General features: G+C 40.7%; 23 protein-coding genes. 21 read left to right on the top strand and 2 right to left on the bottom strand.

Annotated elements, in window-relative coordinates; genetic code table 11:
- The gene (pepV, locus tag SCSH_RS05795) at positions 1-1,407 is read left to right on the top strand and encodes a dipeptidase PepV (protein WP_057490947.1); all 1,407 of its coding nucleotides are present in this window, start codon (positions 1-3) and stop codon (positions 1,405-1,407) included.
- Between the two features lie 106 nt (positions 1,408-1,513).
- The gene (locus SCSH_RS05790) at positions 1,514-2,098 is read left to right on the top strand and encodes a uracil-DNA glycosylase family protein (RefSeq protein WP_057490946.1); all 585 of its coding nucleotides are present in this window, start codon (positions 1,514-1,516) and stop codon (positions 2,096-2,098) included.
- A 518-nt stretch (positions 2,099-2,616) separates the two neighbouring features.
- Here the strand turns inward: SCSH_RS05790 and mnmE are convergent.
- Entirely contained in the window at positions 2,617-3,984 is a 1,368-nt protein-coding gene (gene mnmE / locus SCSH_RS05785) for a tRNA uridine-5-carboxymethylaminomethyl(34) synthesis GTPase MnmE (protein ID WP_057490945.1), read from the bottom strand.
- A gap of 128 nt (positions 3,985-4,112) precedes the next feature.
- Here mnmE and rpiA point away from each other — a divergent pair, with 128 nt between their 5' ends.
- The 11 genes from rpiA (at position 4,113) to yydJ (ending at position 13,981) form a co-directional block, all read left to right on the top strand.
- Positions 4,113-4,784 (top strand): ribose-5-phosphate isomerase RpiA, encoded by a 672-nt coding sequence (gene rpiA / locus SCSH_RS05780; protein ID WP_057490944.1) that lies wholly within the window; start codon positions 4,113-4,115, stop codon positions 4,782-4,784.
- A 51-nt stretch (positions 4,785-4,835) separates the two neighbouring features.
- Complete coding sequence (locus SCSH_RS05775; RefSeq protein WP_057490943.1) at positions 4,836-6,047, top strand: phosphopentomutase; 1,212 nt, start codon at positions 4,836-4,838, stop codon at positions 6,045-6,047.
- Position 6,048: 1 nt separating this feature from the next.
- Entirely contained in the window at positions 6,049-6,843 is a 795-nt protein-coding gene (locus SCSH_RS05770) for an alpha/beta fold hydrolase (RefSeq protein ID WP_057490942.1), read from the top strand.
- Positions 6,844-7,046: 203 nt separating this feature from the next.
- Positions 7,047-7,856: a purine-nucleoside phosphorylase gene (locus SCSH_RS05765; protein WP_057490941.1), complete on the top strand. Its 810-nt coding sequence runs from the start codon at positions 7,047-7,049 to the stop codon at positions 7,854-7,856.
- A gap of 9 nt (positions 7,857-7,865) precedes the next feature.
- Positions 7,866-8,570 carry a glutamine amidotransferase-related protein gene (locus SCSH_RS05760; RefSeq protein WP_057490940.1) on the top strand — a complete coding sequence of 235 codons (705 nt, stop codon included), beginning with the start codon at positions 7,866-7,868 and terminating at the stop codon, positions 8,568-8,570.
- Positions 8,563-9,816, top strand: a complete 1,254-nt coding sequence (locus SCSH_RS05755) for a chloride channel protein (protein WP_152972521.1) — start codon at positions 8,563-8,565, stop codon at positions 9,814-9,816. The genes SCSH_RS05760 and SCSH_RS05755 overlap by 8 nt, the downstream gene beginning before the upstream one ends.
- 279 nt (positions 9,817-10,095) lie before the next feature.
- Positions 10,096-10,800 carry a purine-nucleoside phosphorylase gene (deoD, locus tag SCSH_RS05750; protein WP_057490959.1) on the top strand — a complete coding sequence of 235 codons (705 nt, stop codon included), beginning with the start codon at positions 10,096-10,098 and terminating at the stop codon, positions 10,798-10,800.
- Between the two features lie 251 nt (positions 10,801-11,051).
- Positions 11,052-11,516 (top strand): COG2426 family protein, encoded by a 465-nt coding sequence (locus SCSH_RS05745; RefSeq protein WP_057490938.1) that lies wholly within the window; start codon positions 11,052-11,054, stop codon positions 11,514-11,516.
- 96 nt (positions 11,517-11,612) lie between these two features.
- Positions 11,613-12,533 carry a Gbs1250 family HEPN protein gene (locus SCSH_RS05740; protein ID WP_238581369.1) on the top strand — a complete coding sequence of 307 codons (921 nt, stop codon included), beginning with the start codon at positions 11,613-11,615 and terminating at the stop codon, positions 12,531-12,533.
- Between the two features lie 103 nt (positions 12,534-12,636).
- The gene (gene yydI / locus SCSH_RS05735; RefSeq protein ID WP_057490937.1) at positions 12,637-13,257 is read left to right on the top strand and encodes a YydI family epipeptide exporter ATP-binding subunit; all 621 of its coding nucleotides are present in this window, start codon (positions 12,637-12,639) and stop codon (positions 13,255-13,257) included.
- Between the two features lies 1 nt (position 13,258).
- Entirely contained in the window at positions 13,259-13,981 is a 723-nt protein-coding gene (yydJ, locus tag SCSH_RS05730) for a YydJ family epipeptide exporter permease subunit (RefSeq protein ID WP_057490936.1), read from the top strand.
- A gap of 57 nt (positions 13,982-14,038) precedes the next feature.
- Here yydJ and SCSH_RS05725 read toward each other — a convergent pair whose 3' ends face one another.
- On the bottom strand, positions 14,039-14,944 hold the full coding sequence (locus SCSH_RS05725; protein WP_057490935.1) for a LysR family transcriptional regulator: 906 nt from the start codon (positions 14,942-14,944) through the stop codon (positions 14,039-14,041).
- A gap of 302 nt (positions 14,945-15,246) precedes the next feature.
- Here SCSH_RS05725 and cpsA point away from each other — a divergent pair, with 302 nt between their 5' ends.
- The 8 genes from cpsA (at position 15,247) to SCSH_RS05685 (ending at position 24,006) form a co-directional block, all read left to right on the top strand.
- Positions 15,247-16,710, top strand: coding sequence for an LCP family glycopolymer transferase CpsA (gene cpsA / locus SCSH_RS05720; RefSeq protein ID WP_057490934.1), 1,464 nt, complete (start codon positions 15,247-15,249; stop codon positions 16,708-16,710).
- A 79-nt stretch (positions 16,711-16,789) separates the two neighbouring features.
- A complete protein-coding gene (locus tag SCSH_RS05715; RefSeq protein ID WP_057490933.1) occupies positions 16,790-17,440 on the top strand; it encodes a sugar transferase in 651 nt (216 codons plus the stop codon).
- Positions 17,441-17,535: 95 nt separating this feature from the next.
- Positions 17,536-18,948 carry a flippase gene (locus SCSH_RS05710; protein WP_057490957.1) on the top strand — a complete coding sequence of 471 codons (1,413 nt, stop codon included), beginning with the start codon at positions 17,536-17,538 and terminating at the stop codon, positions 18,946-18,948.
- Positions 18,949-18,957: 9 nt separating this feature from the next.
- Positions 18,958-20,067, top strand: a complete 1,110-nt coding sequence (gene glf, locus SCSH_RS05705; protein WP_057490932.1) for a UDP-galactopyranose mutase — start codon at positions 18,958-18,960, stop codon at positions 20,065-20,067.
- A 9-nt stretch (positions 20,068-20,076) separates the two neighbouring features.
- A complete protein-coding gene (locus tag SCSH_RS05700) occupies positions 20,077-20,871 on the top strand; it encodes a DUF4422 domain-containing protein (protein ID WP_057490931.1) in 795 nt (264 codons plus the stop codon).
- 11 nt (positions 20,872-20,882) lie between these two features.
- Positions 20,883-22,073 carry a hypothetical protein gene (locus tag SCSH_RS05695; RefSeq protein ID WP_057490930.1) on the top strand — a complete coding sequence of 397 codons (1,191 nt, stop codon included), beginning with the start codon at positions 20,883-20,885 and terminating at the stop codon, positions 22,071-22,073.
- A 2-nt stretch (positions 22,074-22,075) separates the two neighbouring features.
- The gene (locus SCSH_RS05690; RefSeq protein WP_057490929.1) at positions 22,076-23,077 is read left to right on the top strand and encodes a glycosyltransferase family 2 protein; all 1,002 of its coding nucleotides are present in this window, start codon (positions 22,076-22,078) and stop codon (positions 23,075-23,077) included.
- Positions 23,074-24,006: a beta-1,6-N-acetylglucosaminyltransferase gene (locus SCSH_RS05685; protein ID WP_057490928.1), complete on the top strand. Its 933-nt coding sequence runs from the start codon at positions 23,074-23,076 to the stop codon at positions 24,004-24,006. Before SCSH_RS05690 ends, SCSH_RS05685 begins: the two co-directional genes overlap by 4 nt.
- Positions 24,007-24,010: the final 4 nt, after the last annotated feature.

Raw genomic sequence — 24,010 nt, 5'->3', positions numbered from 1 at the left:
ATGTTTGTAGATTTTCAAAAGGAAGTAGATAAACGCCGCGGCGACATTTTAGCAGATCTTTTTCGAATTTTGCAGATTAATTCGGAACGTGATGACAGTAAGGCTGATGCCAAACACCCTTTTGGCCCTGGACCTGCTCAGGCTCTGCAGCATTTTTTGAAAATGGCTGAACGAGATGGTTACGAAACGAAGAATGTCAATAACTACGCTGGACATTTTGAATATGGCCAGGGAGATGAGGTTTTAGGTATCTTTGCGCATTTGGATGTTGTCCCTGCTGGCAGTGGCTGGAAAACATCACCTTACCTGCCTGAAATCATTAATGGCAAGCTTTATGGCCGCGGTGCCAGCGATGATAAGGGACCGACAATTGCTTGTTACTATGGTTTGAAAATTATCAAGGACTTGGGTCTGCCGGTTTCTAAAAGAGTGCGTTTTGTTGTTGGTACAGATGAGGAATCTGGCTGGGCGGATATGGACTATTATTTTGAACATGTCGGTGTGCCCGAGCCTGACTTCGGTTTTTCACCGGATGCCTATTTCCCTATCATCAATGGTGAAAAGGGGAATATCACCGAATACCTGCATTTTGGCAACAAAAACGGCGGTTCTTTCACTCTTGAATCCTTCAAGGGCGGCCTGCGTGAGAATATGGTACCGGAGTCAGCAACAGCTGTTTTTACAGGCAATCTCAGCTTAGAAGATTTACAGCTGTCTTTGGATGCCTTTGCTGAATCTCACAATCTTAAAGCCAGTCTGACTGAAGATGAAGGTCGTTTTCATTTGACGATTCATGGGAAGTCCGCTCACGGTTCTACTCCGGAAGCTGGTATCAATGGCGCTACTTATTTGGCTCTCTTTTTATCTCGTTTTGATTTTGCTGGTGATGCCAAAGCCTACCTTGATTTGGCAGGTAAGATATTGCTGAACGACCATGCGGGTGAAAAACTAGGTGTTGCCTTTGTTGATAAACAGATGGGAGCTTTATCCATGAATGCCGGTGTCTTTGATTTTGATGCAGAAGCAGAGAACAACACCATTGCACTTAATTTCCGCTATCCTCAAGGAACAGATTCGCAAACCATCAAAGCGAAATTGGAACAGTTAAACGGTGTCAAAGAAGTCACCCTGTCTGAGCACGAGCACACTCCTCATTACGTACCGATGGATGATCCGTTGGTGTCAACGCTTTTGGCTGTTTATGAGAAACACACTGGTGATAAGGGCAAGGAATGGGTTATCGGCGGCGGTACTTTCGGTCGTTTGCTGAAACGAGGTGTTGCTTTTGGAGCTATGTTCCCGCATTCTGAGGATACCATGCACCAAGCCAATGAATTTGTGGAAGTAGAAGACCTCTACAAGGCAGCAGCCATTTATGCCGAAGCCATCTATGAGCTAATCAAGTAAACATGAGAGCAGAGCCGTGCTAAGAACATGGAACAAGCTTAAATAACAAATGAAAAAGAACTGACGATTTGTTTATCTCAGTTCTTTTTGACAAGGGAGAGTAATTATGACAACTATTGAAGAAATCACTAAGGCCATTATGGCAGACAGTCAAAATAGTTTGTATACGGAACAAGGAATCGAGCCGCTTTTTTCAGCACCGAAAACAGCACGCATTAATATTGTTGGTCAAGCACCCGGCATCAAAGCACAGGAATCGCGGCTCTATTGGAATGATAAGAGTGGAGATCGTCTGCGCGAGTGGATGGGGGTTGACTATGATACCTTTTATCATTCAGGTTATTTCGCTGCTATTCCCATGGATTTTTATTATCCTGGTAAAGGAAAATCAGGCGATCTGCCGCCTCGAAAGGGATTTGCCCAGAAGTGGCATCAGCCGATTTTGGATCTACTGCCGGATATTCAGCTGACTATTTTAATTGGCAATTATGCTCAAAAATACTATCTGCAGCAAAAATCTTCAGTCAAATTGACAGATACAGTTGAACATTATAAAGACTATCTGCCGGATTTCTTTCCACTTGTCCACCCCTCTCCTAGAAATCAAATTTGGATGTCTAAGCATCCTTGGTTTGAAGAGCAGGTCGTGCCGGATTTAAGACAGATTGTTGAGAAAATCATTAAAAAATAAGGAAAGAACTATAGGTAAAATTACATGGGTAACTATTTTTTCTACTAAAGAAGGTATGAAAAATAAGATTTAATTATTCCGATTTTTTAGGAATTGAGTTTGCTGCTAGAAATCATTCATCATTAGCTTATAAAGATAAAGCCCTTAGGACTTGAGTTTCTAAGGGCTTTATTTTCAGTCTGAAACATCCGGTGGATAATTTCAAACTGAAGAAAAAGTCAATTTTTATCAAAAGAACTATTGTGTTATGATACTTTCCTTAGGTAGCACGGACGGTAGCAACTTCCTTTGGAATTTCATACCTAGATTTTGAGCCCAAGTCTCAAAATCTCCGAACGCCAGAAATGAGTGATTTCTGGCGTTTTTGCTACAGCGGAAAGTATCTGGGGCAGGATCGTTCAATTCTCCTATTTTTCTTATAGATTGTGAGTTGATATTATCCTAAGATGTGTGTGCTTGTGAAATGCTAACTATAGAGTTTGTCTACAACCTGAAACATCCGGTGGATATTTTTTGTTTTATTTTCCCAGACAAAATTGGCTGAAGAGCTGAGTGATGAGTTCATCTGGAGCCGCATCGCCTGTGATTTCGCCTAGGATTTCCCAAGTACGGGTCATATCAACCTGTAAGAGATCTACCGGCATACCAAGTTCCAAACCTTCATTGACAGCATGGAGGCTTTCGAGAGCCTGCTCGATAAGGCTGATGTGACGCGCATTAGAAAGGTAAGTCGCATCTTTTTCAACAATGCCTGCGTTATCAAAGAAGATTTGGTTGATGCGTTCTTCGATAAGATCAATGTTTTGATTTTTTAAGACTGATATCTTGATGACATCATTCGGCAACTGATCGCTTTCAATCTGCTGGGGCAGATCAGTCTTGTTGAGCAGAATGAGCCGATTAGTATTTTGGCTGATTTTTAGTAAGGTACGGTCTTGATCGGTTAGTTTTTCGGCGCTGTTGAGGACTAGAAGGACGAGATCGGCTTCCTCAAGCGCTTTTTTGGAGCGCTCAACACCGATTTTTTCGACTAAATCATCTGTTTCCCGAATACCCGCAGTATCAATCAATTTTAGAGGCACACCCTTGATGTTGACATACTCTTCAATGACATCACGGGTTGTTCCTTCAACATCAGTAACAATGGCTTTTTCTTCCCGTAAAAGATTGTTAAGAAGGCTTGATTTGCCGACATTGGGCCGGCCGATGATAGCAGTGGACAGACCTTCGCGCAAAATCTTGCCGCGGCGGGCTGTTTGTAAAAGATTGGTCAGAAGTTTTTCAAATTCCTGTGTCTTTTCGCGCATCAAGGCTGTTGTCATTTCTTCGACATCATCGTACTCAGGATAGTCAATATTCACTTCGACCTGAGCCAGTGTGTTTAAAATTTCCTGACGGATATTATTGATGAGTTCAGAAAGGGAACCGTCCAGCTGCTTCACAGCGACAGCCATAGCCTTGTCTGTTTTGGCACGGATCAAATCCATAACAGCCTCAGCCTGAGCCAAGTCAACACGCCCGTTTAAGAAAGCACGTTTGGTGAATTCGCCGGGCTCAGCCATCCGGGCACCAGAGCGAATAACTAGCTGCAAAATTTCATTGGTAACTGCTACACCGCCATGGGTATTAATCTCAATGACATCTTCACGGGTGAAGGTCTTAGGCGCCCGCATGACCGAAACCATGACCTCATCAATAAGACGCCCGTCTTCTACGATATGGCCGTAGTTAATCGTATGGGAGGCGACTTTGGTTAAATCCTTGCCTTTAAAGATTTTTTGGGCGATAGCAAGAGCTTCAGAGCCAGAAAGCCGGACAATGCCGATAGCTCCTTCACCAAGAGGTGTTGCAATCGCAGCAATGGTATCAAATTCTTTCGTGATCATAACTTAATTGTAGCGCAAAAAGAGGGAAGCTGCAAGATTTTGAGACCTTCAGAAAAGGGAGATTGCTATTTAACAAGTATGCGATTTCATGGTATAATAAGATGATTATATGTGAAAGAGGAAGCTTTATGGAAGAGCTCAAAAAAATTGCTGGCATCAAAGCGGCAGAATATGTCAAAGACGGTATGACTGTGGGACTTGGAACAGGCTCAACAGCCTATTATTTTGTTGAAGAAATTGGCCGCCGTGTTCAGGAAGAAGGCTTGCAGATTGTCGGTGTAACAACTTCAAGCGGGACAACTGCTCAGGCTAAGAGCCTTGGGATTCCGCTCAAGTCTGTTGATGAGGTTGACTCCATTGATGTGACTGTTGATGGCGCCGACGAGGTCGATCCTCAGTTCAACGGTATCAAGGGCGGCGGCGGTGCTCTGCTCATGGAGAAAATTGTTGCAACTCCCACCAAAGACTATATCTGGGTTGTTGATGAGAGCAAGCTGGTGGACACTCTGGGATCTTTTAAATTGCCGATTGAGGTTGTTCAGTACGGTGCCGAACGTCTTTTTAGAGAATTTGAAAAGAAGGGCTATAAACCTTCTTTCAGGGAATATGACGGTGTTCGTTTCGTGACGGATATGAAAAATTTCATTATCGATTTGGATTTAGGTTCTATTCCCAATCCTGTTGAGTTTGGTGCTGAGCTGGATCACCAAGTCGGCATTGTTGAACACGGTCTTTTCTGCGGCCTGGTCAACCGTGTCATCGTTGCTGGCAAAGACGGCGTTCAAGTTTTGGAAAAATGATTGTTCATAGGTAATGGGTGCCAACCGTAACCACCCTTAGAAAGAAAGATAATGTCTAAATTTAATCGTATTCACTTAGTAGTTTTGGATTCTGTTGGTATTGGAGCTGCACCAGATGCTAATAACTTCTCCAATGCTGGTGTGCCGGACGGTGCTTCTGACACACTGGGACATATTTCCAAAACAGTTGGCCTTAATGTGCCAAATATGGCCAAAATCGGTCTTGGAAATATTCCGCGTCCGCAGGCTCTAAAAACCGTTCCTGCCGAAAGTCAGCCAACTGGCTACGCAACTAAATTAGAAGAAGTATCTCTCGGTAAAGATACCATGACCGGCCACTGGGAAATCATGGGGCTCAATATCACCGAGCCTTTCGATACCTTCTGGGATGGCTTTCCGGAAGAAATCATCACTAAGATTGAAGAGTTCTCAGGACGCAAGGTCATCCGTGAGGCCAACAAGCCTTATTCTGGTACTCAGGTCATTGCTGATTTTGGTCCGCGGCAAATGGAGACTGGTGAGCTGATTGTCTATACCTCAGCTGATCCAGTGCTGCAAATCGCAGCTCACGAAGAAGTGATTCCGCTGGATGAGCTCTATAAAATCTGTGAATACGCCCGCTCCATTACCTTGGAGCGTCCAGCTCTTCTCGGTCGTATTATCGCCCGTCCTTATGTCGGGGAAGCCGGCAACTTTACACGGACAGCCAACCGCCGCGATTTGGCTGTATCGCCTTTTGCACCGACAGTCTTAAATAAACTGGATGAAGCTGGCATTGATACTTACGCTGTTGGTAAAATCAATGATATTTTCAACGGCTCAGGAATTAACCATGACATGGGTCACAATAAATCCAACAGCCACGGTATTGATACTTTGCTTAAAACCATGAACCTGCCTGAGTTCACTAAAGGTTTCTCCTTTACTAACTTGGTAGACTTTGACGCTCTTTACGGCCACCGTCGAAATGCGCATGGCTATCGCGACTGCCTGCATGAATTTGATGAGCGTCTGCCGGAAATCATTGCAGCCATGAAAGAAGATGACTTGCTTCTTATCACAGCTGACCACGGAAATGATCCAACCTATGCCGGAACCGACCACACCCGTGAATATGTGCCGCTTTTGGCTTACAGTCCGGCCTTTAAGGGCAGCGGCACTATCCCAGTTGGCCACTATGCCGATATTTCAGCAACCATCGCTGATAACTTCGGTGTGGACACAGCTATGATTGGGGAAAGTTTCTTGGATAAATTGGTGTAGAATGTATAAAGCCAGAAATAAAAGCTTAACTTTTAATGGTACCAAAATGGACTACCTGACTTTCGGTAAAGGGATAAAGCCTCTCATTTTGATACCTGGCTTGAGTACGCAGCGACTCAAGGGCAGAGCTTTTTTCATGTCTTATGTCTATCGTATTTTTGCCAAAGACTACAAGGTCTACATGTTTGACCGCAAGAATAAGGTTGAGGCTGGTTACAGCATTTCAGATATGGCAGATGAATTAGCGCAGGCCATGAAGTACTTGAATCTTGAAAAAGTAGATATCATTGGAGTTTCGCAAGGTGGGATGATTGCTCAGCTGCTGGCAATACGTTATCCGGAACTAGTCCGTAAACTGGTTCTTGGTGTAACCTTATCGAAAGTCAATGATACAGCTCTATCTACCATAGGCAATTGGGTAAATCTGGCTCAGAAGGAAAAACGTCAGCAATTGGTGCTTGATATGATGGACAAGGTTTATTCTGAACGCTATGTCAAGCGTAATCGCTGGTTGATTTTTCTCTTGTCAAAATTGATGAAACCGAAAGAATTGGATAGATTTATTATCTTGGCGGATTCCATTTTGCATTTTGATGCCAGCGACAAGCTCAAAGAAATTGCCTGCCCTGTTTTTGTAATCGGAGGCGGTAAGGATAAGGTGGTAGGTGCCCAGTCATCAGCTGACTTAACTCAAGCTCTCAACTGTTCCTATCACATTTATCCGAATTTAGGGCATTCCGCCTATGTTGAAGCCAAAGATTTTAATCAAAGGATTTTGACATTTTTACAATCTTAATCAAAAACTAAAATTTGCAGAAAGGATTGTTCGGTTGGCAATTCCAACTGAACACGGGGCTAAATTCCTAGGAAAAAGACACAGTCCTTTGAATTAGAAGTGTGCTTACTTGTAAGTGTAAATCTTACCTAGGAAGAGGTTCGGTAAATTGCCTATTTTTTAGGGAATTTTTCGCAAGCGAAAGGCCCTTTGTAGCTTAATTTATGACACTAGTAGAAAAAATCAATGAAACCCGTGAATTTTTACAAACCAAAGGCGTGATAGCGCCTGAGTTTGGTCTGATTCTAGGTTCTGGTCTGGGTGAGCTGGCAGAGGAAATTACCAATGCTGTCGTCCTTGACTATGCTGATATTCCTAATTGGGGACGCTCAACAGTCGCGGGGCATGCTGGCAAGCTTGTCTATGGTGACTTAGCAGGCCGCAAGGTCTTGGCTTTGCAGGGACGTTTTCATTTTTATGAAGGCAATCCACTGGAAGTGGTGACCTTCCCTGTGCGCATCATGAAGGCTCTGGGTTGTCAGGGTGTTCTTGTCACCAATGCGGCTGGTGGTATCGGTTTTGGTCCGGGAACCCTCATGGCTATTTCGGATCATATCAATCTGACAGGACAAAATCCATTGATTGGAGAAAATCTGGATGAATTCGGTCCGCGTTTTCCTGATATGTCCAATGCCTACAGCAGGGATTACCGCAAAAAGGCTCAAGCTGTTGCACAAAAGCTGGGAATTCAGCTGGACGAAGGGGTTTATATCGGCGTATCAGGACCTTCTTACGAAACACCGGCTGAAATTCGTGCCTTTAAAACACTGGGAGCTGATGCTGTTGGTATGTCAACTGTTCCTGAAGTCATCGTTGCAGCGCATTCAGGTCTCAAGGTTCTGGGAATTTCAGCTATCACCAATCATGCAGCTGGTTTCCAAGAAGAATTGAACCACGAGGAAGTCGTAGAAGTGACACAACGCATTAAAGAAGACTTCAAGAGATTGGTTAAAGCTATTTTGGCAGAATTGTAAGGGGCTAAGATGAGAATTCATTTTATTGTTCATGAAAGTTTTGAAGCGCCGGGAGCCTATCTTGCTTGGGCGGCTCTGCGAGGACATGAGGTGTCCTTGACCAAGGTTTATCGGTATGAGCCTCTACCTGAGTCGGCAGCTGACTTTGATATGCTGATTGTTATGGGAGGACCGCAGAGTCCGCAGACGACCAAGGCGGAATGTCCCTATTTTGATGCCGCTGCCGAGATTGCTTTGCTCCAGTCAGCCATGGCAGCTGATAAGATCATCATCGGTGTCTGTCTGGGAGCGCAGCTATTGGGCGAAGCCTATGGAGCAACAGTAGAACACAGTCCTGAAAAGGAGATTGGCAACTTTCCGATTAGCCTGACTGATGCGGGATTGGCTGATGTAGGCTTGAAAGCTTTTGGAAAGGGGCTGACAGTAGGCCATTGGCACGGGGACATGCTCGGCCTGAGTGAGACAGCGCAAGTCTTGGCCATCAGCCAAGGCTGTCCAAGACAGATTGTCAAATATAGCGACAAGCACTATGGTTTCCAATGTCATTTAGAATTCACTCAAGACTTGGTTGCTAATCTGTTAGCGCAAGAAGCAGATTTTGATCAGACGGTTCAGCATCATAAATATGTTCAAGAAGCAGAGCTCATTCAAGGTTTTGACTATAAGGAGATGAATGAGAAACTTTTCTCATTTCTAGATAGTTTCAATGCTTAAGTCAGATAAAACTTATATTGGTAAACTGCTGGCCGCCTTTGTTTTGACTAGTTTACTGACAGGTCTAGGTGGTATATTGCTGCATGAGCTGCAAGAGCTGGTGGAAAAACTAGCTTTTGGACGAGGGGAAGTCTCCTCGCAGTTGCTGCTCTTTGGACATGTTTCCACTGAACGGCGATTCTTAGCTGTTTTTGCTGCGGGAATCCTTTCGGCCTTGATTTGGTACTTGATACAAAGGAAAAATCGGCAGATTATTTCGGTCAGATCTCAGGTTTCACTGGATAAAAAAGCTAGTTATCGCCCAATCCTTTGGATACATCTCTGCAACATTTTCTTGCAGGTTGCTTCTGTTGCAGCAGGTTCTCCCATCGGCAAGGAAGGAGCGCCTCGTGAATTGGGAGCTTTGACGGCAGGACGAATTTCAGATTATTTCCACCTGCGTTTGCCCGACCGTAAACTCTTGATTGCCTGCGGAGCGGCAGCAGGACTGGCGGCAGTCTATCAGGTTCCTTTTGCTAGTGTTTTCTTCGTCTTTGAAACCTTGGCTATCGGCTTTTCCTTTCGCAATGGCCTGTTCGCTCTTCTTTCAACGGTTTTAGCGGCAGCAGTTGCTCAAGTAGTTATTCCCGATGTTCCTCTTTATAGGACAGGACAGCTGACCACCAGCTTCTCTACGCTTTTACTGGCTATTGCAGTTGGAGCGGTGGTCGGGCCTCTGGCCAAGTATTTTCGTCAGCTGACCAGCTGGGCACAGTCTCATAAAACCAAAGATAGGGCTATCCTCTGGCAGTTGCCTTTGAGTTTTCTCCTCTTGGCAGCGATTGCTCTCAACTTTCCTGAACTTTTGGGAAATGGTGGAGCTTTGGCACAAAAGGTTTTTTTCGGCATGCCACTGACTCAGGCTCTGCTCATTTTGCCTATCAAAGCCTTCCTTGTTTTACTGGTCTTAAGAACAGGGGCTTATGGCGGTACCCTGACACCCTCCTTTTCAATGGGGGCTGTCTGTGCTTTCATCTTAGTTTCAGGACTGCACCTCATCTTTCCAGACCTATCAATGACAGCAGCTCTGCTATTGGGCGCAGCCGTATTTTTGGCAACCACCATGAAAGCTCCCTTAACTGCTATTGGATTGGTCATCTCTTTTACAGGACAGTCTTATCCGTCCTATTTACCGTTTTTATTGGCAGTCGCAGCTGCCTATGTCGTCAATACTTATTTATTTAATCACCAAAAAAAGCAAAAGTGACAGTCGGTGTTCATGGCAAGTGAATACGGGCTCAGGACTTTTTGCCATATCTATTAAGAAAAGAGAACAGGTTCATTTGATTGCAACTTGAGCGGAAAGCGCAGTTCTCTTGAATATCATTACAAATACAAAAGAAAGGAAAGGGTAGCTGGTTTGTATTCACTTAGACTAATACAAGCCAAGGACTGGGACAAACAGATAAATCACCAGCGAAAATTAGAATTTTCGAGCGATTTCCTATCTTGTCTGTGTCTTTTTAAGGCCCTTTATATCTTGATTATGTCAATCCACATTGGTGCCCAAGAAGGGCAAATTGCTGATAAAATCTTACTGCCAGGCGATCCCCTGCGTGCTAAATTTATTGCCGAAAACTTTTTAGAGGATACCCAGTGTTTTAACAATGTCCGCGGCATGCTGGGCTATACTGGCACTTACAAGGATCATCGTGTCTCTGTCATGGGAACAGGAATGGGCATGCCCTCCATCTCTATCTATGCCAACGAGCTGATTACATCTTACGGCGTTAAAAAACTGATTCGTGTCGGAACTGCAGGCTCGCTCAACAAAGATGTTCATGTCCGTGAATTGGTTTTGGCTCAGGCTGCTGGAACCACATCCAGCATGATAAAAAATGAGTGGCCCCAGTATGATTTTCCGCAGATAGCAGACTTCAGTCTTTTAGATAAGGCCTATCATATTGCTAAAAACATGAACCTAACAACCCATGTCGGCAGTGTCCTGTCAATCGATGCCTTTTACTCTGATTTTGCGGAAAATAATATCAAATTGGGGCAAATGGGTGTGAAGGCTGTTGAGATGGAAGCAGCAGCGCTCTATTACCTTGCAGCTAAGTACGGTGTTCAGGCATTGGGTATCATGACCATTTCAGACAGTCTGGTGGCAGACGAAGATACGACTGCCCAAGAACGTGAAACAACCTTCACCGATATGATGAAGGTAGGCTTAGAAACATTGATTGATTAAACTGACTGATAATTGAGCCAAAAAATCATGAATTTTTGGCTCAATCACTATGATTATGTCTCAGTTTATGGTATTATTAACGTCATACTTGGTTGTCCAAGGCGCTGAGACTTTGTTTTATCTCATCACGTTCTTTCCTAGACATAATCAGTAAGCTAGTACATTGTTAGAAATAAGGCGTTGAGAAACTATCAGGTCAATCGGCTGTCTCTCTCATTTATAAATAAGATGAAAGGTTTCAATACTTAGATATGAAAAAATATCTTCTGACATTTTTGATTTCCATGATTCCCATTATTGAATTGCGCGGCGCTGTTCCTTTCGGTGTAGCTTATAACCTGCCAGTTTGGCAGGCAATTATGATTGGGGTGATTGGCAATATACTTCCAGTTCCTATCATTTTTTTCTTTGCTCGCCGAGTCCTTGAGCTGGGAGCTGATAAGCCAGTCATTGGAAGCTTTTTTAGCTGGTGCCTAAAAAAAGGACACAATGGTGGTCAGAAGTTAGTTAAGAGCGCTGGTACTAAGGGGCTTTATTTTGCCCTCTTCCTTTTCGTAGGGATTCCTCTTCCAGGAACCGGTGCTTGGACAGGAACGCTTGCCGCCTCAATTTTAGACCTCAAGTTTAAAAACAGCATCATTGCAGTTGTGCTTGGAGTAATCCTAGCTGGATTTATCATGGGATTTGGCTCAGTCTTTATCAAGGGATTAATCTAATGTCTATTAGTCTGACCTGATGAAGGGTCAGACTTTTTATACTGTTAAAAAATTTTTATGCAGGATTATAATAGCGTCAGAAAAGGAGTGGAACAGATGGCTGCTAATGAAAGAATTACTTTCCCTGTAAAGCCTGAGTATCTGGAAGATTCCTCACGCTTGATGCGTGGCCGTGCGATAAAAGCAAGCAGCAAAGGGAGTGCTCATGACTTTCCAGAAGCTTATGCTGAAACTGAAAAAGAGGGTCAAATCTCGTCAGAAGCAACAGAAACTCTAGATATTCTTTTGAATGTTTACGCCTATCATCACGCTTATCAGATTGTAAAGGCTAGCTGCGAATTTTCCACTGATATTATTTTTCTTTTGGAGTTGTTGAAAGAAAGGCGGGAACTCAATGTCAATTTTCTTTTTGAAAAGCGCGCGCGTCTGAAAGAGTTGGAAAATACCTATCAGATTTCCTTGCTGGATAATGCCTACGAAGAAGAATTGCTGGCAAACTATATCATGGATTTAGAAGCAAAGCTGCGCAATGATAACATTATTGACTTTGTCAGGAGTGTCAGTCCAATTTTATATCGGCTCTTCATGCGTTTGCTGACCAGTCAGGTGCCGGATATTGATGCTTATATTTATGATGCCAAAAATGACCAGTACGATATTTGGGAATTTGACAAGATGCACCGCTCCTCAAATCCCTTAGTTCAGCGTTTTGTCGCTAAGGGAAGAGACAGCAAGGTGACTTCTAAAAGCTTGGTTGACTTTATTGAGCTGACCAATCTGCCTGAAGAAGTCAAAGCTTCCGTTTTATTGTTGCGGGACTTTGAAAAATCAGTCCGTAACCCTCTGGCTCACCTCATTAAACCTTTTGATGAGGAGGAGCTTCACCGAACGACTGGCTTTTCTTCCAAAACGTTTTTAGAGAAGATTATTGCTTTGGCCATCTTCTCAGGAGTCGTTTATGACAGTGATGTCTTTTATTTCGACAAGGTCAATGCCTTGATCAAGCATCTCTATTGATAGCCCAATGCTATAGCTGTTTTAACACGGTTATTATTTGTTTTAATATATACTATTTGGTTTATTTGGAGTTTATAAGCAAGCAAGATGATGGAGAATGGATATGTTTATAAAAAATTATAGTTTGGTTGTTGGGAAAAAAGTGTTATTAAAAGAAACGGAGCTAGCTTTTGAGAAGGGTAAAATAAATCATATTTTAGGTCGAAACGGTTCAGGAAAATCACAGCTAGCAAAGGATTTTCTCTTGAATGGTGGAAGAAATTTTTCTAGTGACATATCTTCTAATACTTTAATCATATCTAGTTATTCAAATTTGCCCAGGGAGTTAACGATTAATGATTTTCATAAAGTCATCCCTTGGAAACTATCAAAAGAAATTTATGATTTGTTAGATATTAAAAGTATTGACAGCAGCATAAAGCTAAAGCATTTAAGTGATGGTCAAAATCAAAAAGTTAAATTATATGTTTTACTATCACTGAATAAGGATATCATCATATTGGATGAGATTACAAATGCATTAGATAAAACAACTGTAGGTGAAATTCATCTTTTCTTGCAAAATTATATTGATAACCATCCAGATAAAATAATCATCAATATTTCTCATGATATTAGTGATATTAGATTGTTGATTGGAAATTATTTTGTTATTGACAATCAAAAACTTAATAAAGTACCCTCATCTGAACATGCAATAAAGTGGTATCTGGGGGAGGAATAATATGTTAAAAATAGAGTTATTTAAGTCAATTAGAAATAAAACCTTCTTATATATTTTATCAACAGTCTTACTAAGCTATATTTTAGGCTATATATTGCCTGTTGGGATTGACAAGGTTAGTCAACTGGGACTAGGGGATTTTTATTTTAGTACTTACACTGTATTTACTCAATTTGGCTTTCTAATTTTTGGTTTTGTGATTGTTTATTTTGTAAATAAGGATTACTCAGATAAAACCATTTTGCTAAATTATTTTTGGGGTTATAACTCATTACAATTCTTACTGGCAAAAATGGCCGTCCTTTTGCTAGAATTTATTTTATCGATTATCATTTCAAACCTATTGATAGCTTTCCTTTTTCATTTCAGTTCCTTTTATTTTCTATTTTCAAGCTTGATGTTTTCACTAATTGTACTTCAATACATTTTAATTGTTGCTACCATTAGTATTCTCTTTTCAAATCTGCTAGTATCTATTGGTGTATCCTTATTTTATTGGCTGACATCGATAATTCTTGTTGCAGTAGGTGGCATATTCAAAATAGCTGCAGTATTTGATGCGTCAAATTCTCTGTATGCTGTCGTTGAAAAAGCTTTATCCGAAGGCAGATTGGCTGACATTTCTACCTTTTTTGTCATTGTTCCTTATATTTTGATCCTAGTTTTGTTGAGTCTATTTATTGGTGGAATTTCGACAAAAAGGTGGCTCAAAAACGGTTTGTAAAATACTAAGAGACCTAGAGTCAATTCGAAAGAATGCTGACTCTAGGTCTCTTGTGTATTAATTAAACTTAACTTCTTCAAGCAGGTAGTCGATGAATTTTTCACCCATTTTGGAGAGATTGGCTTTTTCGTGTTTGAGATAGATGATATCAATCTCATCGTCCACGTCAAGAGGGATGGAAACGATATTGTCTCCATTTAGATTGCTGTTTAAGATACCAGTGGCGATAGTATAGCCATCCAGACCGATCATAAGATTAAAGAGTGTTGCCCGGTCGGACACGACAATGGATTTTTTGTGGGAAATCTGAGACATGATTTCTTCCGAAAAATAAAAGGAATTGTGGATTCCCTGATCGTAGCTGAGATAAGGGAAGTCTTCCAAGTCACTCATGGAAACTATTTTTCGATCGGCCAGGGGATTGGATTTGCTGACAAAGATATGAGGGTGTGCCTTAAAAAGATTGGTGTAGGTCAAATGATTGTCATCAAACATTTTTGTTAACACGTCCTGATTATAGCTATTTAAAAAGAGCACGCCGATTTCTGAACGAAAATTTTTGACATCATCAATGATTTCATAGGTCCTGGTTTCGCGCAGAAAGAGTTCGTAGCGAGTCATGTCAGTTTCCTTGAGCAGACTGACAAAGGCATTGACAACAAAGGCGTAGTGCTGGGCAGAAACGCTGAAGAGTTCGCGCGTGTGCCCCTGACTCTTATAGCGCTCTTCAAGCAGAGCAGTCTGCTCGACCACCTGACGGGCATAAGAAAGAAATTCGACACCGTCCTTGGTCAGAGTAATGCCTTTAGGATTGCGGATAAAGATTTCAATGCCCATTTCACGCTCTAAGTCGCGGACAGCATTGGACAGCGAAGGCTGGGTGATAAAAAGTTGTTTGGCAGCCTCGTTCATGCTGCCGGTTTCTACGATTTTTATAATGTAATGTAATTGTTGGATACGCATATGCTTATTGTAACACAAATCAAGTCTTTAATAAATAAAAGCTCTTTGTGTTTATTGGCTGAAACTATCTGAAAAAGTGCTTTTTCAGATAAATTGTTACAAGTAAGTTTGTTTTTGCTTAAAACAGGGTGTGATCTTGGCTTAAAAAAGACAAATATGAAGCAAATTTGTAAAAAAGATGAAAACATTTTGAAAATATCTGTGATTTCTAGTCGCTACATGATTGCAAATAAGGCTTTGAAATGGTATAATAAACAAGCTATTATTGCATATAAAACAATAAATTATTGGGGAAGAAAAATATGGTTAGTCGCTCAAATAGAAATTATCAGAGTCGTCGTACAGGGAAAAAACTAAGTGTCATTAACAGCATACTTTTAGTTTTGTTTACTATCCTGTCAGCTGTGACTCTCTTTTTTATTTTTGCTTATGATTTTTTAGCTTTTAGAGGTCTGAATATAATTGCAGCAGTGGTTTTACTGGCTGTAGTTTTGGTATCTTTGGTGCTCATTCTTAAAAAACGTGCCAGCAAATTTACGCTGATTCTCCTCTTATTGGGAAGCTTAGCCGCTTCAGGAGCATTATATTTTCTGAAATCAGCTGTTGATGTGTCTGATCAGATGAATCAAACAGCATCTTATTCAGAAGTTAAGATGAGCGTTGTTGTGCCCAAGGACAGCTCTGTTTCTAAGCTTGCTGATTTAAAGAGTGTCTTAGCACCGACAGGAAATGATGGCACCAATATTGCCTCTCTTATCAGTAAGATCCAAAGTGATAAGGGTGTTGATTTGACAACAGAAGCGACAGATTCTTATCAAAGTGCCTATCAGAGTTTGCAGCAGGATTCCAGCAAGGCCATGGTCTTAAACAGTGCTTATAATGAATTGTTGTCACAGACTGATGAAAACTATAAGGATAAGCTAAAGACGATTTACACCTATACCATTAAACAAAAGGTCGCTTCTCCTAAGAAAAAGACGAATAAAGATGTCTTCAATCTCTATATCAGCGGTATTGACAGCTATGGTTCCATTTCATCGGTTTCACGTTCAGATGTCAATATCATCATGACGGTTAACCGCAAGACCAATAAGATTCTTTTAACAACAACACCGCGCGATTCCTATGTTCCGATTGCTGATGGTGGCAATAACCAAAAGGACAAACTGACTCACGCTGGTATTTACGGTATTGATTCATCAATCCATACCTTAGAGAATCTTTATAATATTGACATTGACTATTACGCACGGATTAACTTTACTTCTTTCATAACTCTGGTCGATTTGCTGGGTGGTATTGAAGTTTATAACGATCAAGCCTTTACTAGCCATATCGGTCACTATGATTTTCCAGTTGGAAAACTAAAGCTAAATTCTGAAAAAGCCTTAGCTTTTGTTCGTGAACGTTATTCATTAGAAGCTGGCGATAATGACCGCGGTAAAAATCAGGAAAAAGTTATCACGGCTATTGTTGATAAACTAACTTCTATGAAAGCTGTGTCTAATTACAGCAGTATCATTAAAGGACTTGGAAAATCCATCCAAACCAACATGTCCTTAAATACAATGATGTCTCTGGTTAATGCACAATTAGAGTCTGGTTCAAAATACACTGTTAAATCACAGGCTGTTACTGGTACAGGCTCAACTGGAGAATTGCCATCTTATGCGATGCCAAATGCCAGTCTTTATATGTTATCTCTTGATAAGTCTAGCTTGGCAAAAGCTAAAGATGCGATCAATGACACTATGGATGGAAACTAGGTGAAATCTAATCCAAAACTGGCGTTTTGAAAAATCAGAAACCATAATTCATGAAAAAGAAAAGATAGGAGGGGATTATTTGGCTGAAAATGACCTTGAGAAGGCTCATGGATTTTATTTATATGTCAAGCGTCTGTTAGACATTATTATCGGTCTGCTTGGCGCAGTTTTTCTCCTGCTTCCGGTTTCGATAATCATCTTTGTTTTCTATCTGTTTGGTAGAGACAAGGGCGGCATCTTTTTTACCCAAGAGAGAATGGGTAAAGGTGGAAAAACGTTTAGAATCATAAAATTCCGTTCCATGGTGGTCAATGCTGAGGAAGTTTTAAAAACAAACCCCGAACTCTATCAGCAGTACCTTGACAACAGCTATAAATTGCTGCCTCATGAAGATCCAAGATTGACTCGAATCGGCCATTTTATTCGAAAGACTAGTATTGATGAACTACCGCAATTTATCAACCTTATCAAGGGAGATATGAGTTTTATTGGTCCTAGACCTATTCTAGCTTCTGAATTAGAAGAGTATAGGCCTGATGAACAAAAGGAACTCTTATCTATCAAACCAGGTGCAACAGGCTGGTGGCAGGTTTCCGGAAGAAGCGAGGTTTTGTACCCTGAGCGCTGTCAGCTGGAGCTCTATTATGTCAGAAATTTCTCTTTCAAGTTAGATTTAAAAATCTTCTTTTTGACCATTAAAAAAGTTTTTACAGGTGAAGGTGCCCACTAGGCAGCTGCCTAATCCTTATAGGCTTAAAATTAACATTCGTAAATTGGAGTACGATTACAGTGAACCGTTACAATTCTGTCAGATTTAATTTTGTGATGAATTTTATTCTGACTATTTCAAATTTTATTTTCCCTTTGATTACTTTTCCTTATGCTTCCAGAGTGCTGCAGGCTCAAGGAGTCGGAACAGTATCATTTGCAAGTTCGATCATTACTTATTTTACTATGGTTGGCATGATGGGAATTCCTACCTATGGTATCAGAGCTTGTGCCAAAATTAGAAATGATGAAAAGAAATTAGGAAAAACGGTCCAAGAAGTTTTTCTGCTCAATGCTATTGTTATGCTGATTGCCTTGATTGGTTTAGCTTTTTCTGTTTTCATGGTTCCAAAACTAGCTCAGGAAAAAATGCTTTATCTGATTATGTCTTCAACTCTGATTTTTAATGTTTTGGGGGTTGAGTGGCTTTATAAGGCATTGGAAAAATATTCCTACATCACTATTCGTTCTATTGTTTTTAAATTTCTATCGCTGATTTTACTCTTACTTTTGGTTAAAAATAAAGAAGATTATGTTCTTTACGGGGCTATAACAGTATTTGCAGGAGTAGGATCTAACTTGCTGAACTTCTTGAATTTAAGAAGATTAATTGATCTCAAACCTGTTAAAAATTTGAATCTAAAGCAGCATATTAAACCCTGTCTGACCTTTTTCCTTTTGACGGTGTCAACGACCATTTATCTCAATGTTGATACGACCTTGCTCGGCTTTATTAAGGGAGATCATCAGGTTGGTTACTATACTGCAGCTGTCAAGATTAAGCAGATTCTAGTTAGTATTGTAACCTCGCTGGGGACCGTTTTGTTGCCCCGTTTGTCCTTTTACCACGAGCAGGAACGTCATGCTGAATTTAGAACACTGGTTGAGAAAGCCCTCAGTTTTGTTTTTGTTTTGGCTATACCCTTAACTTTGTTCTTTATTCTTGATGCTAAGGAGAGTATTCTCTTTTTATCAGGAAATGATTTCCTGCCAGCTGTTCTTCCAATGCAGCTGATTATGCCAACGGTTATTTTTATCGGCATCTCTAACTTGATGGGAATACAGATTTTGGTTCCTATGCAAAAGGAAACCTTGGTTGTTGTATCAACGATTATTGGAGCCCTTGTTGATGTTTTGATTAATGTTATTATCATTCCTTTATTTGGAGCTTCAGGGGCTGCTTTTGCTGGCAGCATTGCAGAGCTGACAGTCGTTTTGGTTCAGTTATACTTCTTGCGTGATTTGATTGTACCCATGCTCAAGCGAATCGGTTTATGGAAAGTCATATTGAGTACCTTGGCGGCAGTTTGTGCTACTCTGGTTTTGAAAGGCTTTTTGTCTTTTGGAGCCTTTTTGACTCTCGCTGCAACAGCTATTGTCTTTTTTGCTGTTTATGGTTTGTTTTTGCTTATCACAAAAGAGAAGTTTACAATAGATACCCTTCAATCATTGTTGGTGCGGTTTAAATAGGAGATTCAAATGTCAAATTATGATTATTTAATAGTGGGAGCGGGCTTATTCGGTGCTGTTTTTGCTCATGAAGCTGCTCTCAAGGGTAAAAAAATCAAAGTTATTGAAAAGCGCAGCCATATTGCTGGTAATATTTACACCAAAGAAGTGCAGGGCATTCAGGTTCATGAATACGGTGCCCATATTTTCCACACATCTGACAAAGAAATTTGGGATTACATCAATCAGTTTGCGGAATTTAACCGTTATACCAACTCACCTGTTGCCAATTACAAGGGAGAGATTTACAATCTCCCCTTCAACATGAATACCTTTAATAAACTATGGGGAGTTGTGACACCTGAGCAGGCTATGGCAAAAATTGAAGAGCAGCGAGCTGTTCTAGGTGGCAAGAAGCCTGAGAATCTGGAAGAACAGGCTATTTCTCTTGTCGGAACGGATATTTACGAGAAACTGATAAAGGATTATACAGAAAAGCAGTGGGGCAAGGCCTGCCGTGATTTGCCAGCCTTCATCATTCGCCGGCTGCCGGTCCGTCTGACCTACGATAACAATTATTTCAACGATACCTATCAGGGCATTCCTATCGGCGGTTACACGCAGATTGTTGACAAAATGCTGGCTCATGATAATATTGATGTTGAAGTAGGTGTAGACTTCTTTGAGAATAAGGAGCGCTATTTGGCAGATTTTCCAAAGATTGTCTTTACCGGTATGATTGATCAATTCTTTGATTATCAGCTAGGAGAGCTGGAATACCGCAGCCTGCGCTTTGAAACGGAGTTGCTGGATATGGAAAATTACCAGGGCAATGCGGTTGTTAACTATACTGATAGCGAAACACCTTATACACGGATCATTGAGCACAAGCATTTTGAATTCGGCACTCAGGAAAAAACGATTATCACTAAAGAATATTCAAAGACTTGGCAAAAAGGGGATGAGCCTTATTATCCCGTCAACAATGACCGCAACAATCATCTTTATAATGCTTATAAGGCTTTAGCTGATAAGGAAGACAAGGTTATCTTCGGCGGTCGCCTGGGGCATTATCGCTATTATGACATGCATCAGGTCATTGCAGCAGCCCTTCAGTGCGTCAGAAAAGAAGTAAAGTAGGAAATTAGCGTGAAAGACATTAAATTAATTGTGGCAACACACAAGCAATTTAAAATGCCCAAGGATCAAAATCTCTACCTTCCTCTGCATGTCGGCAGAGAAGGTAAGGAAGATCTGGGTTATAGAGGGGACAATACTGGCGATAATATTTCGCGCTTAAACCCCTATTACTGTGAGCTGACAGGCCTTTACTGGGCATGGAAAAATCTGGACTGCGATTATCTGGGCTTGGTTCACTATCGGCGTTATTTCACCAGAAAGAAGCAGGCCTATAAAGAAGATATCAAGATTGATGATGTTATTCTGTCACAGGCTGATGCAGAAAAGCTCCTTGATACAGCCGATGTCATCGTGCCCAAAAAGCGAAAGTACTATATCGAAACCCTTTATTCCCACTATGCTCATACCCATGATGCCAAGCATTTGGATATGACCAGAGAGCTGGTGGCAGAGCTGTATCCGGATTATCTCAAAGCCTTTGACAGTGTTATGAAGCAGCGTAGTGGCTATATGTTCAATATGTTTATCATGAAAAAAGAGCTGTCTGGGGCCTATTGTGAGTGGCTATTTTCTATTATTGACGAACTCTACAAACGTTTGGATCTGACAGGCTATTCAAGTTTTGATGCACGTTTGTTCGGCCGTGTCAGCGAACGCCTTTTCAATGTGTGGTTGGCCCAGCAAAAAGAGCTGACTATTAAGGAAGTCCCTTTTATGTACATGGAAAAAATTGATCTTTTTCAAAAGGGGAAGGCCTTCTTAGCCGCTAAATTTTTAGGGAAGAAATATGGGAAAAGTTTTTAGGAGAAATCAACATGATACAACAGGTGCAATTTAGAGGCAAAGAGATAAAAACAGATGAGTTTTTGTTCTTTTTGGGCTTTATTCCTTACTTGATTATTGTAATGTTGGGAACTACCATGTTTCCAGTGCCGAGATTTCTTTTTGCAGTAGGAAAAGCTTTTTTGATTTTTCCTTTTGCTGGTGCCTTCTTCAAGAAAAGCTGGGGCTCTCAGTTTTTTGTCACCTCGTTGCCCTTGTTGGCAATAGGGGCTGTAGTTTGGCAGCAGACTAGCAATACAGGAATTATTGCCTTGACAGTGCTGATGATGGGAGCCTATAGGCTCGATACCAAAAAAATTATTGATGTCTATCTTAAGATTGTTATTGCTATTATGATCCTTGCCTTTCTTGCTTCTATGGTGGGGATTATTCCAAATTTACAATATGTTCGGCCGGAATCAGGCATTGTACGTAATTCCTTTGGTATTATTTACCCGACAGATTTTGCAGCTCATGTCTTTTTTACCTATTTGTTTTCAGCCTATCTGTATTTTGAAAAAAGACCTGGATTGTTTACTGCTTTAGGTTTGTTTCTGTCGTTCTTTGTACTTAAATTCTCAGATGCTCGTCTGGATGCGATAACGCTGTTTTTAGCGATTATATTATTTCTCATGGTACGCTTTCTGCCATCAGATATTCTGCATCCCTTGGCAAAAGTTGCTACTTTGTCAACGCCTTTAGCTTGTTTGGCTTCCTATTTTTTAACAGTCTTTTACAGTCCTAAAATAGGCTTTTTAGATGCCATTAACAAATCTCTTTCTGGACGCCTTCATCTAGGAAGAAGAGCTTTAAACAAGTATGGCCTGCGACCTTTTGGGCAAGTGATTAAGTTTGTTGGTAACGGAGGGACAACAAAACCAGTATCAGAATCAAATTATAATTTTGTAGATAGCTCGTACTTGAAGGTTGCTCTTTTATTTGGTGTCGTTTTCATTTTATTTTTTGTGCTGCTGATGACCTTTCAAGCAATCAATCGCTTTCGCCGAAAGGATTATTATACTTTAGCGGTGCTTGTGATGATTTCTCTCAACAGCATAGTTGCCCATCATTTGATTGAGCCTCAATACAATATTTTTGTCATTCTCTTTTTAGCAAATTTCACGCATATGCAGCTGCTAAATTCTCAGGAGAACCCATCGCCTATTAAAGAGTCAGAGTCGTAAATATGTCTAAAAAAATCAGTGTTATCGTACCCGTGTATAACGTGGAGCAGTATTTGGAGCGCTGTTTAACTTCTTTAGTGAACCAGACCTATTCCAATCTTGAGATTATTATTGTCAATGATGGAACTAGGGATGGTTCAGTTGCCATTGCCGAAAGATTTGCTCAGACAGATTCACGGATTAGAATTATCCACCAAGAAAATGCCGGTCTTAGTGAAGCTAGAAATACAGGTCTCAAATATATCACGGGAGATTACGTTGCCTTTTTGGATTCTGACGACTGGTTAGAGGAAGATGCCTATGCTTGCATGCTTTCTCTGCTGGAAGAGAATGAGGCGGACATTTGTGTTGGTGCTATTAACCGAACAGCTGTTTTTAAACCTTTTTCTCAAAAAAAGGCTCTTACGGCAGAAGTTCTGACGCAGAAAGCTTATGCCAAAAAATACTTTAAAATTGGAAGCCAAACCATTGAGTATTATGTTTGGAACAAGCTTTATAAGCGTCAGGTTGTTGAAAATATTACCTATCCTAAAGGGTTTTATGCTGAAGATGTTCCGACAACTTTTCGCTATATTTTAAAATCACAGAAGATTGTTGTGACAGATAAGGTCGTTTATCACTATTTTATCAATAATCGAGGACTAACTTCCCGTTTTTCCAAGAAGCATTTTGATGTCTTAAAGGGATGGGATATAGTGGTCAAGGAAGCTGAAAGAACTGCTGATTCTGATTATATAAAATGGGCTAAATTGAACCGGCAGAGAGCAGATTTTGCCTTGCTTACTGAAATTTCTTTATCACCGAATTTTACTTCCTTGAAAAAAGAGTTTGCGAGTGAAATAGAAACCTTGTCTCAGCAATTGAAGAAAAATAGAAATAATTTGCTTGATGCAAAACTGCCCCTAAGTCGAAAATTATTGATTAGACTTTACGCCAGTAATTATCCATTCTTTGCGGGCCTAATCAATCGATTGATAAAAATTAAAACGATAGTTAAAATATGACAAAACACGCGTATTTAATCATGGCTCATGCTAATTTTAAACAATTAGCTTTTCTGGTTTCTTTATTGGATGATACCAGCAATGATATTTTTATTCATATTGATGCCAAAGCCCCTTTTACAAAAAACGATGAAAACCTGATCAAGGGTGCTTGTAAATATTCAAGCCTTACGATTACAGCTCGTGAAGCGATTTACTGGGGCGGTTTTTCTCAGGTTAGAGCAGAACTTTTGCTGTTTAAAGCAGCACAGGCGCATGATCATTATGAATTTTATCATCTCTTATCGGGAGCAGACTTGCCTATTGTCAGTCAAAAGAAAATGCATCATTTTTTTAATGACCATAAAGGGCAAGTCTTTCTTAGTCGGATGACCTTAGAAGGAGATCCTGAAAATATTAATCGGCTAAAGTATTATCATTTTTTTGAGCGCTTTACCCCAAGAACCATTCCGGGAATTGTTGGAAAAGGCTTATTTAAAATCTATCGTTTTTTGGAAGTAAGCATTCAAAAAATCTTAAGGATTAATCTGCTCAAAAAATTTGATCTGATACCCATGAAGGCCAGTCAATGGGTCAGCTTGCCAGATGATGTTGTTGGGACTTTGCTAAAAAATGAAGAGTGGGTGCTTAAAACTTTTGGCAGGACTTTTATTCCTGATGAAGTTTTTTTACCAATCTTTTTAGATAAATTTGGTTTTAATGAGCGCATTTTTAATGCAGCTGTCAATCATAATACACGTGATGAATTTCAGGCTAATCTGAGGTTTGTCAATTGGTGGGATGGCAATCCTTATGTTTGGACAGGCAGTCAAGAAGATAGAGAAGAACTGCGCAGGATAAGAGATGAAGGCTACTTTTTTAGCCGAAAATTTGATTTAACCGCTTATCCTGAGTGTCGAACACTTATTAAGGAATTGCTAAATGAATAAGGAA

The organism is Streptococcus orisasini (assembly GCF_001431045.1).
In the GTDB taxonomy this organism is placed as follows: Bacteria; Bacillota; Bacilli; order Lactobacillales; family Streptococcaceae; genus Streptococcus; species Streptococcus orisasini.
This window is presented reverse-complemented; position numbering and strand designations above follow the sequence as displayed.